The organism is Phaeobacter sp. JH20_02, assembly GCF_048056915.1.
In the GTDB taxonomy this organism is placed as follows: Bacteria; Pseudomonadota; Alphaproteobacteria; order Rhodobacterales; family Rhodobacteraceae; genus Phaeobacter; species Phaeobacter bryozoorum.
On record NZ_JAYMVP010000017.1, the window covers coordinates 144145 to 155964 of the forward strand.

Sequence of the window (11820 nt, forward strand, 5' to 3'; positions counted from 1 at the left end):
CCGGTCGCCCCCTGCTCTTGCCCTTTGCCCATCGTTGCGTCACTGATTGCACCAATCACCGAGGGGGAGAGCAGATGTGACGCAGCAACAGGCAGGCCTCCCCATTCTTGGCGTCCTTGCGGCAGTCGGGGCCGCCATCTGTTTCTCCATCATCGACGTCATCTTCAAATTCCTGTCCGGCGATTACCCGCTATATCAGGTGGTGATGTTCCGCTCCGTCGTGGCCATGTTCGTCTTGCTGGCGCTGATCATCCCTCTGGAAGGCGGCTATGGCATTCTGCGCACGCGGCAACCCCGTCTGCATCTGCTGCGCAGCCTCGCGGTGCTATTTGCCAATCTCTGTTTCTTTACCGGTCTCGCGATCATGCCAATCGCCGAAGCGGTAGCGATTGCCTTTGCCACGCCGCTGGTTGTCACCAGCCTGTCAGTCCTGTTTCTGAAAGAGCGGGTTGGCCCTTGGCGCTGGATGGCGGTTGCCATCGGTTTTGTCGGTATTCTGATGATCATGCGCCCGGGTCCCGGCACCTTTCAGCCTGCTGCAATCCTGCCGTTTCTCGGTGCCTGCGGCTATGCCACGCTGCATGTCCTGACCCGCCGGGCTGGCGGTTCGGACAAGGCGGCGACACTGTCCTTCTACCCGACGCTCGGGTTTCTGCTGGTCAGCTCCCTTGTCGGGCTGCTGGCCGGTGACGGGCGCTTCGCCACCTCCGACAGCGCTGGTCTGCAGTTCATCCTGCGCGCCTGGATCTGGCCTGCCTCTCAGGATTGGCTCCTGTTTCTGACCGTGGGGCTAGCCGGCTCCGTCGGCGGTTATCTGGTCAGCCAGGCCTATCGCCAGTGCGAGGCTGGTCTGGTTGCTCCGTTTGAATATATCGCCATGCCGATGGCCGTGGTCTGGGGCGTATTGGTCTTTGACGAATGGCCAGACGGCCCGGTCTGGATCGGATCGACCTTGATCATTGGCGCCGGGCTTGTTTCAGTCTGGCGCGAAACCCGCCGCAGTCGCCCGGCCCCTCGCCCACGACCGCGTTCGACCGGATAGGAGAGCCTGAAGATGACCATCCAAGCCGTCGTTTTTGACATCGGCCGCGTGCTGATCGAATGGGAGCCTGAACGCTTCTACGATGCCAAGATCGGCAAGGAGCGACGCGAAGCGCTGTTTCGCGAGGTCGACCTGCATGAAATGAACCTGGGCATAGACCGGGGCGACGATTTCAAGGGCGCCGTCTATGCGCTGGCCGATCAGCATCCCGAATGGGCCGACGAGATTCGCCATTGGCACGACAGCTGGCTCCAGATGGCCAGCCCTGCGATTCCTCACTCCGTTCGCCTGATGCGCGCTCTGCGCCGACGCGCTGTGCCGGTCTTTGCGCTCACGAATTTTGGGATTGGCACCTTTGAACTGGCCAGAACCACCTACCCGTTCTTCGACGAGTTCGACAAAGCATTTGTCTCCGGCCATCTACGCACGATCAAACCTGAGGCAGAGATCTACGCCCAGCTTGAACAGGATACCGGCGTACCGTCTGAGCGTCTCCTGTTCACCGACGACCGCACCGAAAACATCGAGGCTGCCGCCGAACGCGGCTGGCAGACGCATCTCTTTACCCATCCCCAGACCTGGGCTGATCGCCTGGTAACAGAGGGACTGCTGTCGCCGGAGGAGGCCCGATGAGCGCGATCCTGCAAATCCCATTCGACCAGGGCGAAGCCAATCTGGACTGGCGATCGTTCTGTGATGCCCTCGCCGCAGGACACCGGCTGCCAAAGGCTGAGGTCACCGATAGTTTCCTCTACCGGGGCAAGGACACGCTGCTGAACCGCGCTGCGTGGATTGATGGGCTTGGTCTTGCGGTGAAAAGCGCGACGATTGTTCCCGGCAACCCGGATCGCGGCCAGCCGATGGTCAATGGTGCGGTGTGCCTCTACGACGATCAACACGGGATGCTGGAGGCGCTGATCGACTTCCATCTGGTGACCAAATGGAAAACGGCGGGTGACAGCCTGCTGGGGGCGCTCCGCTTGGCCAATCCAGACAGCCGGGAGATCCTGATTGTTGGGGCCGGTACAGTCGGGGCCTCGCTGATAGAGGCCTTTGGCACCGCCTACCCCAAAGCTCAGATCCGCATCTGGAATCGTACGCTGGCAAAGGCAGAGGCGCTGGCACACCGCTACCCCCATACGAAAACAGCACCCGATCTTGAAACTGCTGTGCGGGCGGCGGATATCATCGTGACCTGCACCATGTCGTCGACGCCTATCATCCATGGGGACTGGTTGCACCCCGGCCAGCATCTCAATCTGATCGGCGCCTACCGCCCAGATATGCGCGAGGCGGATGATACCGCTCTGCAACGCGCCGCGATCTATTGTGACAGCTTTGACACCACCATCGATCACATTGGGGAGTTCAAGATTCCGCTGGCCGACGGCGTGATCCGCCGCAACGAAATCCTGGCGGACTTCTACGATCTGGAGCGCTTTCCCGAATTCGACCCTACCAAGATCACCCTGTTCAAAAACGGGGGCGGCGCACATATGGATCTGATCACCAGCCGCCACATTCTGGACCGCTGGCAAGGAGGGAGCTAACCCCCAGGTCGCAGCCCTCAGGCAGCGGCCATCCGGGCCCGCGGGTGTTCGCGAATGGGCAGGTGCACAATGGCGCTGAACGCGCCGATCCCGACACCGATCCACCAGACCAGCGTGTAATCTCCGTAGATGTCATACATCCGCCCCCCCAGCCACACGCCCAGAAAACTACCCAGTTGGTGACTGAAGAACACGATCCCATAAAGCGTGCCCATGTAACGCAGCCCGTAGAGATGCGCGACAAGACCGGAAGTCAGCGGCACCGTCGCAAGCCACAGCGACCCCATCACGATGGAAAAAATAATGACCGAAACCGGCGTGATCGGCACCAGGATAAAGGCCGCCGCCGCAATCGTGCGGCCGGTATAGATCGCCGCCAGCAGGTATTTCTTGGAATACCGGTTGCCTAGCCAACCGGCGAGCAGGGTTCCCCCGACATTGGCCGCGCCGATCAGCGATATCGCAACCGCCCCCAATGTCGAGGTTGAGGTGATCCCCATCGAATAAAGCGCACCTCCCGGCAGGATCGGGCCGCACATCTCTGTCACAAACGCAGGGAAATGCGCCGTGACAAAGGCCAGCTGATAGCCGCAGCTGAAAAAGCCGAGGAAAATCAGCGTATAGGACGGATCCTTGAACGCCTTTACCAGGATTGCCCCCATGCTCTCTTCCAGCTCCGCCTTGGAGGCCGCTTCCGGTGCGCGCATCAGGGGCAGGGTCGCGATCAGCGCCAGAACAACGCCCGCAAACACCAGAAAAACGCTCTGCCAGCTCAAAAACGTCAGCATCCATTCGGCAGTCGGCGCGCCGAAAATCTGCCCGGCAGAGCCAGCGGCAGTGACAATTGCGAGAGACATTGACCGGTTCTCATCCGAACTGGCCCGGCCAACCACGGCCAGCACGACACCAAACCCGGTTCCGGCTATGCCGAAACCCACCAGCCATTCATAAGCCTGCATCTCAAACGGCGTGGTTGCGAAGGCGCTGAGCACCAGACCGGCTGCATAGACCAGCGCGCCGATGATGATCGCCTTGCGGTCGCCGATCTTCTCTGCGATGGCGCCGAAAATCGGCTGCCCGATGCCCCAGGCCAGATTCTGGATGGCAATCGCCAGCGAAAATTCGGACCGCAACCAGCCAAACTCCTCGGCAATCGGGATCTGAAAGACGCCAAAAGACGCACGCACCGCAAAGCTTGCCATAATAATGATGCAGCCGACAATCAGGACGGGGGTAAACAGCGGTGCGGGGCGGGTCATGATCACTCTCCTTGCCGGAGGGGCTCCGGTCAGGCGACGGTACGGAAAAAACAGGGTCGGTCAAATCAGGATTTTTGCGCCTATAGGCAAGAATATTTGATGTATTACAGCCTGCCCTTTTCCACAGAGACTTCGCGACCGCCCGCATCTGTCCTTGCAGCTGCAAAACCGCGATAGGCTGAGATATCTTTCCATCCGAAGGCCCTCAGGCTATCCCTTCCGACATGACCCATCTGACCGCGCTTTATCAGCAGAAAATCGACGCAGGCATGTTGAAGCCCGACCCTGCGCAGGAGGCCGTGCTTCCCCATTTCGACCACATCGCCGCGGGCCTGAAAGCCCCGCCGGTGAAACGCGGCCTCTTTCGCAAGGCCAGCTATCAGGCGGTGAAGGGCCTTTATCTCTGGGGTGGGGTCGGACGGGGCAAGTCGATGCTCATGGATCTGTTTGTCGACAGCCTTGATGACGTTCCATCGCGGCGCGTGCACTTTCACGCCTTCATGCAGGAAATCCACGGCAAAATGCACGAAGCGCGCCAGCAGGGGGTCGAAGACGCGCTGGCACCCGTTGCGGCAGAGGTGGCGGGGTCGGTCCGGCTGCTGGCCTTCGACGAGATGCAGATCAGCGATATCACCGATGCAATGATTGTCGGCCGCCTGTTCGAGGCGCTGTTCGCCGCCGGTGTTACGGTGATCACAACGTCAAACCGGGTACCGGATGATCTCTATAAGAACGGGTTGAACCGGCAACTGTTCCTGCCCTTCATCGACCTGATCAAGCAGCAGATGCAGGTCCATGAAATGATCAGCCCGGTCGATTATCGTCAGGATCGTCTGACTGGGGCACAGGTCTATTTCTCACCAGTGAATGCCGAGGCAAACGCCAAGATTCGCGAAATCTGGGAGGATCTCTCCGGCGGCACGGCCCTTCCCCTGACGCTGGAGGTCAAAGGGCGAGACGTAACGCTGCCCGCCTTCCGCAACGGTGTCGCTCGGGCCGGATTTTATGATCTCTGCGGCAAAATGCTGGGTCCCGGCGACTACCTGGCCATCGCCGAGGTGGTCAAGGTTCTGGTGCTTGAGGATATTCCCCGTCTCAGCCGCAACAACTTCAATGAAGCCAAGCGTTTTGTGACACTGATTGATGCGCTTTACGAGGCAGGGGTGCGCCTCATCTGCTCAGCCGCTGCGGAGCCGGAGATGCTCTATGTCGAGGGGGAAGGCACATTTGAATTCGAGCGCACAGCCTCCCGGCTGCGTGAGATGCAGGACCGGGACTGGGGACGCGAGGGCTGAGAGCAACAAGGGGGCGCTGCCCCCTCGAAAGCACGGCTTTCTCACCCCCGGAGTATTATTGGAAAGATGACGGGCAGCACTGGCACCGATCACCGGCGCCGTCAGTCGTCAGTCGTCAGCCGTTTTCGCGCAGAATGTGACCGGCCAGATAGAGCGAGCCGCAGATCAGCACTCGTGCCTGCGGGTCCTTGACGACAATCGCCTGCAGCGCTGCCATAGTGCTGTCTGCCGTGCCGGCCTCGATACCCACGGATTTGGCCGCGGCCTCGGTTTCTTCGGCGCTCAGCGTGTTCACCTCATCGGGGATCGAAATCGCGGTGAGACTCGCCACATGCGGGGCCAGTGGTGTCATGTAGCCGCGCACGTCCTTAGTGTTCAGCATGCCGCAGATCAGATGCGTTGGGCGCTCCGGCAGCTTGGCCAGCACATCCGCAAGCGCCCCGCCCGCCGCGGCGTTATGACCGCCGTCCAGCCACAGCTCCGCCTCCGGCGCGGCCTCCATCAGCGGGCCGGTTTTGAGCCGTTGCATACGGGCGGGCCATTCGGCGTTCGCCATCGCCGCCTCGCAAGCCGCCTCATCGGCGCCCAGATGGCGCAGCGCCGCCAGTGCGGCGCCGGCGTTCTGGACCTGATGCGCGCCAAGCAGGACCGGCAGCGGCAAATCCAGCAGGCCGTTCTCGTCCTGAAACACCAGCCGCCCGCGCTCTTCCCAGACATGCCAGTGTTGGCCATAGGCGATCAGCGGCGCGCCAAGACGGGCGGCGGTGGACACGATCACCTCCATGGCCTCCTCGGGCTGCGGGCCAACCACAACCGGTACCCCGCGCTTGATGATGCCCGCCTTTTCGCCTGCGATCTTCGCCAGCGTGTTGCCCAGGAACTGTTCATGGTCGATCGAAACCGGGGTGATCACCGACACCTTGGGCGTGATCACATTGGTCGCATCCAGACGCCCGCCAAGACCCACTTCCAGCAGCGTGTAGTCGGCAGGCCTGCGGGAAAAGGCGAGAATCCCCGCCACCGTTGTTATCTCGAAATAGGTAATGTTCTCGCCGCCGTTCCTGGCGTAGCACTCATCCAGAACCTCACTCAGATGCGGCTCGGAGATCAGCTCTCCGGCCAGCCGGATCCGCTCATGAAAGCGCGCCAGATGCGGCGAGGTATAGGCATGAACGCTCTTTCCCATCCCCTCCAGCCCGGCCCGGATCATCGCCTGGGTCGAGCCCTTGCCATTGGTGCCGGCCAGATGGATCACCGGCGGCAGCTTGTCCTGCGGATTGTCCAGCGCTTCCAGCAGCCGCCAGACCCGGTCCAGCGTCAGGTCGATGATCTTGGGATGCAGCGCCATCATGCGGGCAAGGATCGCGTCGGAGGTCTGGGTCATTCTACAGCTCACTGGCGTTGGTACAGGCGGAAAGATGTGCAAACGGCCCACCCGAAGAACGAGCGGGCCGCAACATCAGAGATTATCAGGATCAGCCGCCTGAGGCCGGTGCATCTGCGGCACCCTTGGTGTCGTTCCCGGCCTGCTCGCTTGCATCCGGGGCGGGCAGGTCGCCGACAATCTGCGGCGGCAGGCCCAGCAGCATGCGGGTGATGGTGATCAGCTCGTCACGCATCTCTGTGCGCGGGGTCACCCGGTCCAACATGCCGTGATCCAGAAGGTATTCGGCGCGCTGAAAGCCCTCAGGCAGCTTCTCGCGAATGGTCTGTTCGATCACCCGGGGGCCAGCAAAACAGATCAGCGCATTGGGCTCGGAGATATGGACATCCCCCAGCATCGCGTAAGAGGCTGTCACACCACCGGTCGTCGGATGGGTCAGCACGACGATATAGGGCAGGCCCGCCTCTTTCAGCATCTGCACCGCAACGGTGGTCCGCGGCATCTGCATCAGCGACAGGATGCCCTCCTGCATGCGTGCGCCTCCGGCGGCGGAGAATAGCACCAGCGGGCGTTTCAGCTTCACGGCCTCCTGAGCAGCCGCGATGATCGCATTGCCTACGAACATGCCCATGGAGCCGCCCATGAAGGAGAAATCCTGTGCCGCAGCGATGATCGGCGTCCGGCCGATTTCACCGGCAGCCACCAGCATCGCCTCTTTCTCCGCGGTCTTCTTCTGCGCCGCTTTCATCCGGTCGGGATAACGTTTCTGATCACGGAACTTGAGCGGGTCGGCCAGAGGTTCAGGCACTTTGACTTCGGTGAAGACACCGCCATCAAACAGCGCCAGAAACCGGTCGCGTGGCGTGATGTGCATGTGGTGTCCGCAATTGTTGCAGACATTCAGATTGTCGCTCAGCTCGCGGTGAAACAGCATGGTGCCGCATTCGTCGCATTTGCGCCAAAGGTTCTCGGGAACTTCGCGGCGCGAGAAGATCGAATTGATCCGCGGCCGGACGTAGTTGGTGATCCAGTTCATAAGCCATGCCTTTGTAGGGGCGGTTTGGACCTTCAAATAAGGCCCCGCGCGTCTAAATGCAATCAGCGCCGGATGGCAAGCCGCGCAACCAACCAGCAGAAGCCCACAACCGCGAGATCCAGCCAGAGCATTTGCCGCATGACAACGGGATCCGACAGCTCAAACGGGACCAGATATAGCGCCAATCCCGACAGGCTGGTGGGCGATCCGAACAAGAGGATAGCAATGATATTATTGGCAAAATGTACTGCGATTGCGGGGCCCAGCGTGCCCGCCCGGGCGGTCAGATCCGCCATCAGCAGTCCAAACGCCCCCGCCCAGAGCGCAATGAAGGGCGCATTCACCCCGGCATCGGCCGGCACATAGTGACCAGCAGCAAAGAGGATCGACGGCACCAGAAGCCAGACCAGCGGATGAGAAAACCGCGCCGCAAGCGCCTGCTGGAGATACCCCCGGAACAGGATTTCCTCGGCGCTGACCTGCACGAATATCGCCATCAGCGCGAATGGTAGCAACAGCAGCCATTGCGCTGGTGGCAGGTTCGGCACCAGATCCGACATTACACCGCCGTCCAGCCCGCCCGGCAGGACCAACCACAGAACGGCAAGCCCCATCATCAGGACCATCAGTCGAACGCCGGTCCGGCAGAACTGTCGCAAGGTCTGCGGTATCGGGCCGATCAGGCTGGTCAGGCCGCGTCGGTGCAACAGGCGCAGCACGCAGGCAACAGCCACGGTCACGGGTAAGAAGCTGCCCAGCAGCACCAGCATGGCCACGGGCGAGCCCCCGGTCGGCAAATCACTCACCCAATCACCCGGCGCGGCAGCAATCAGCAGCTGGACAGCGACATTGGTCATCGCGTAGCTGAGTACTGCCACGAGCAGCATACCAAGCAGCAGCCGCCAGATCTGCGGGCTGCGCCGGGCCGGATCGACCAGTTGCGCATGGGCAGCATAGGCCGCCATTGTGGGATCAATGGACATTGCCGCTATGCTCCTCCGCAAGTGTACTGGTCGCAGCCACCGCCGGTGCTTGGCTGCCTGCAACATTCTGATCCGCCGCGCGGACAACACCCGCAACCTGCACCAGATGCCGTGAGACCGTTTCGAGCAGCTGCACGGCCACGCCCGCATCCGCCTCGATCACGGCACGGTACTCTTCGGCGCCAATCCTGAGAAAACGGCAATCTTCCACCGCAATCAGGTCCAATTGCCGTGTGTCGCGCAGGATAACAGCCAGATCACCGATCAACCGCCCCGGCTCAACCCGGGAAATCGGCGTGGTCTCCGGCGTTCGATCGGGCCAGTACAGTTCCGCTGTACCGGTCAGACAGAGAAACACAGCATCGCCGCTCTCTCCAAATCGGAACACGTAATCGCCCTTGGCCACATCATGCCAGCGCGCCGAGAAGGCCAACAGACGCTGGTTCCGCGCATCCAGTTTCGAGAACAGATCTGTACTTTGAATAAGCTCCAGCCGTTTGCCAAGGTCGTTTCGCGCGGCATTCTCCATCGGGTCGGTCAATCCGCCTTCCACCCCGTCGATGCGCCCGTTCTGAATTTTCACAAAAATATCATAGCGTTCGGGGTGATTGAATTGATCTTCCAGAAACAGCATCGTGGTATTTGGCATCAGCTCAGCAAGGCGCTCGCGTGATTTCAGCCGACTGGCGCTGTCATGACTCGCCAGCGCGCGATCCAGGATCAGGACATCCGGCCGTTTGATCGCTGCACGGGTAAAGGCCGCGCGCTCCAGAAACACCGGCTCCAGCGCCGCGCCGCCCAGACCTGCCGGCAGATCATAGAGAATAAGCGCCAGCCGCTTGCGCAGACCGTGTTCCTCCAGCACGTCGGCGACCAGATCCTCAACCTGTTTCGCCTTTGCTCCCGCGCCCAGCGACAGCCGCCCGTATAGAAGATTCTCCAACACGGTGAGACGCGGAAGATAGGCGTCGGGCGAGATCGAAATAAAGAGATCGCCCAATTGCGCCTGCAGGGTCTGCGCCATATCACGCCGCATCGTCAGGATCTGCTGCTTGAAGCGTTCCGGGAACGCGGTGCCGATCTGCTCTTCGGAAATCAGAAACGGAACCGATGCAAGCAGACCCCGCTCATCCTCCCGCAATCCCGGCACACCCAGTGTCTTCTGCCGGTCGGTAACCTCAGCGATACGCTGATAGAGCGCCTCGTCCAGCCCCAGCCGCTTGAACAGCGGATGGTCGGTATCAGCCAGACCAAAGGTCTGCCGCAGTGTTTCCATAACCCCGAGGCCAAAAGCGATCACATCCTGCTGCAAGCCATTGTCACGCAGCGCACTGATAATCGGCCCATCTTCGGCAATCAACTCTTCCGGGGCGATGGCGCGCGTGGGCGCGGCAAACAGGATATTGCCGCCCAACGGCACCGCCGGGTTGAAACTGTCGGGGTCGAAACGGTGCACGACGTCAGACAGCCCGGCACGCTCCAGCCGTTCAGCAACCAGAGCTCGCAGCCCGATGATCTGCTGGACCAGCCCCAGATGCGGTCCGATCTGAAAACGCGTGTGCAGGGTGCGTCGAAACAGCTGCTCATCAATGCCCATCGCCTCAACCAGCTGGAACCACCAATCGCGCAGCTCGCTTTCCGATCCGAGCCCGGCCAGCGCCGGATTGATCCAATCCGCCGTCAGCGGGTCGGGGCTGTTACCCGCACGGCAGGCTTCGGTCAGCGCCCGGTTTTTGCCGCGCGCCTCGGTGTGGGCTGGCATGTGAGGTTGATCACGCAGCGGCATCAGCACATTGTCCCCGAGCGATCCGTCAAATAGGTAGGGCCGCGAATAGGCATAGCCGACGCGCGTCGCGATCACGCCTTGGTGCAGCTGATCCAGCCGATGGCCTGCAATGGTCACCGTACCTCGAAACGGCATCACCTCACGCGTCAGCAATGCGGCAAAAGCTGCGCGTTCGGCCTCGCTGCCGCTCTGGATCGCGACACGTCCCCCGGCGGGAATGGTCAGCGACAGATCTTCAAGCACCATATTGCCATCGGCGTCCTTCACCGAAACATTGCGCAGCTCAATCTCCCCGCGCAGATGGGGAATATCGGCGGGCACACCGTCGATCAGTGTCTCCGGGATCATCCCCTTGGGCGAGAAACGATCGGTCATGATCGACCAGCGCAGGCTCATGTCCTGCACCTGATTATAATAGGTCAGCAACTCCCGCCACGGCGCGGAAAGGTCCTTGTAAGCTGCCAGCGCCGCCACCAGAGCGCCCACTGTGATATCGCCGCGGATCGCCAGCACCCCTCCGGCGGAATAGAACACAAAAGGCGTCAGATGGCCGATCATGTTGTTGAGGAACTTCATGAAGTATTTCTTGCTGTAGATGCGTCGCCGAATATCGAACAGTCGCCCCAAACGCGTCGAAATCTGCGCCAGCCGGTAGCGTCGTCCGCCATTGATCCGCAGATCGCTGATCCCGGCCGCCGTTTCACCGATCTCGGCCGAGAAAGCCCGCACCTCCTGGATACGATCCTTGTTCAGCAGGTTGATCTGCCGTTGCAGCATCGGGATGAGCCAGGCCTGTAGCGGGATCAATGCGATGGACGCGAGACCGAACCACAGACTCTGCATGAACAGGAACACGACGATCGTCAGCATCTGCCCGGCCTGGAACACCGGCTGGGCGACGGCATCCCCCATCAGCCCGCCCATCGGCTCCGACTCCGAGGTGATCATCGACACAAGTTCACCCTGGCTCGTGGTGCGGAAATAGGGCGTGGGAAAGCGCATCATCCGGTTGATCAGCGTATAGCGCAGACGTCGCAGCAGTCGCTCCGCCACAACCCCCTTCATGGTATTGAGACGCATCTTCAGCAGCCCGCTGATCAGAACCGCAGCAAGGAACCCAAAACAGAGCAGCAGCAGGTAATCGACCTGGCCAATCTCCTGGCCCAGTACCTCAACCTGATCCATCGGTGCGCCGATGGCGTCATTGATGATCCGCTTGGGCAGTTCCAACGCAGCGTAGAGAAAGGGGAATGTGACCATGGTCAGCGCCAACAGACCTATCTGCTGGCGCCGTGAATAGGTCCAGATGAATGAAAACAGGGTGGATTGCATCCCCTGCTCCTCTTACGTGTCGGAAGGTGTCAGCGCGAAATCGCCTGCTGGCTCTGCAGCGGTCAGACCCTAATCACTGCCCCCTGACATTACAAGGCAACACCCGGCCGACTTTTGCGTGGGCTGCTTGCGACAGAGGCGCCCCCGGACTAT

9 protein-coding genes are annotated in these 11820 nt (G+C 61.1%); 4 read left to right on the top strand and 5 right to left on the bottom strand.

What is annotated here, in order from left to right:
* Window positions 1-76: 76 nt before the first annotated feature.
* The 3 genes from VWY34_RS04945 to VWY34_RS04955 are packed head-to-tail and all read left to right on the top strand — an operon-like array spanning window position 77 to window position 2592.
* Window positions 77-1042 (top strand): DMT family transporter, encoded by a 966-nt coding sequence (locus VWY34_RS04945; protein WP_340546427.1) that lies wholly within the window; start codon window positions 77-79, stop codon window positions 1040-1042.
* A gap of 12 nt (window positions 1043-1054) precedes the next feature.
* Entirely contained in the window at window positions 1055-1675 is a 621-nt protein-coding gene (locus VWY34_RS04950) for an HAD-IA family hydrolase (RefSeq protein WP_416544547.1), read from the top strand.
* Complete coding sequence (locus VWY34_RS04955) at window positions 1672-2592, top strand: ornithine cyclodeaminase family protein (protein WP_416544548.1); 921 nt, start codon at window positions 1672-1674, stop codon at window positions 2590-2592. Before VWY34_RS04950 ends, VWY34_RS04955 begins: the two co-directional genes overlap by 4 nt.
* Window positions 2593-2609: 17 nt before the next feature.
* On the opposite strand, the gene VWY34_RS04960 is transcribed toward VWY34_RS04955, so the two are convergent.
* Window positions 2610-3851 carry an MFS transporter gene (locus VWY34_RS04960; protein WP_416544549.1) on the bottom strand — a complete coding sequence of 414 codons (1242 nt, stop codon included), beginning with the start codon at window positions 3849-3851 and terminating at the stop codon, window positions 2610-2612.
* A 224-nt stretch (window positions 3852-4075) separates the two neighbouring features.
* On the opposite strand from VWY34_RS04960, the gene zapE reads away from it, so the two are divergent.
* Window positions 4076-5146, top strand: coding sequence for a cell division protein ZapE (gene zapE / locus VWY34_RS04965; protein WP_416544550.1), 1071 nt, complete (start codon window positions 4076-4078; stop codon window positions 5144-5146).
* 115 nt (window positions 5147-5261) lie between these two features.
* Here the strand turns inward: zapE and VWY34_RS04970 are convergent, their stop codons facing one another.
* From VWY34_RS04970 to VWY34_RS04985, 4 genes are all read right to left on the bottom strand, one after another.
* Window positions 5262-6530 carry a bifunctional folylpolyglutamate synthase/dihydrofolate synthase gene (locus tag VWY34_RS04970; protein WP_416544551.1) on the bottom strand — a complete coding sequence of 423 codons (1269 nt, stop codon included), beginning with the start codon at window positions 6528-6530 and terminating at the stop codon, window positions 5262-5264.
* Window positions 6531-6621: 91 nt separating this feature from the next.
* Window positions 6622-7566: an acetyl-CoA carboxylase, carboxyltransferase subunit beta gene (accD, locus tag VWY34_RS04975; protein WP_340546421.1), complete on the bottom strand. Its 945-nt coding sequence runs from the start codon at window positions 7564-7566 to the stop codon at window positions 6622-6624.
* A 62-nt stretch (window positions 7567-7628) separates the two neighbouring features.
* On the bottom strand, window positions 7629-8549 hold the full coding sequence (locus VWY34_RS04980) for a CPBP family intramembrane glutamic endopeptidase (protein WP_416544552.1): 921 nt from the start codon (window positions 8547-8549) through the stop codon (window positions 7629-7631).
* Window positions 8539-11667, bottom strand: coding sequence for an ABC transporter transmembrane domain-containing protein (locus VWY34_RS04985; RefSeq protein WP_416544553.1), 3129 nt, complete (start codon window positions 11665-11667; stop codon window positions 8539-8541). Before VWY34_RS04985 ends, VWY34_RS04980 begins: the two co-directional genes overlap by 11 nt.
* Between the last annotated feature and the right edge of the window lie 153 nt (window positions 11668-11820).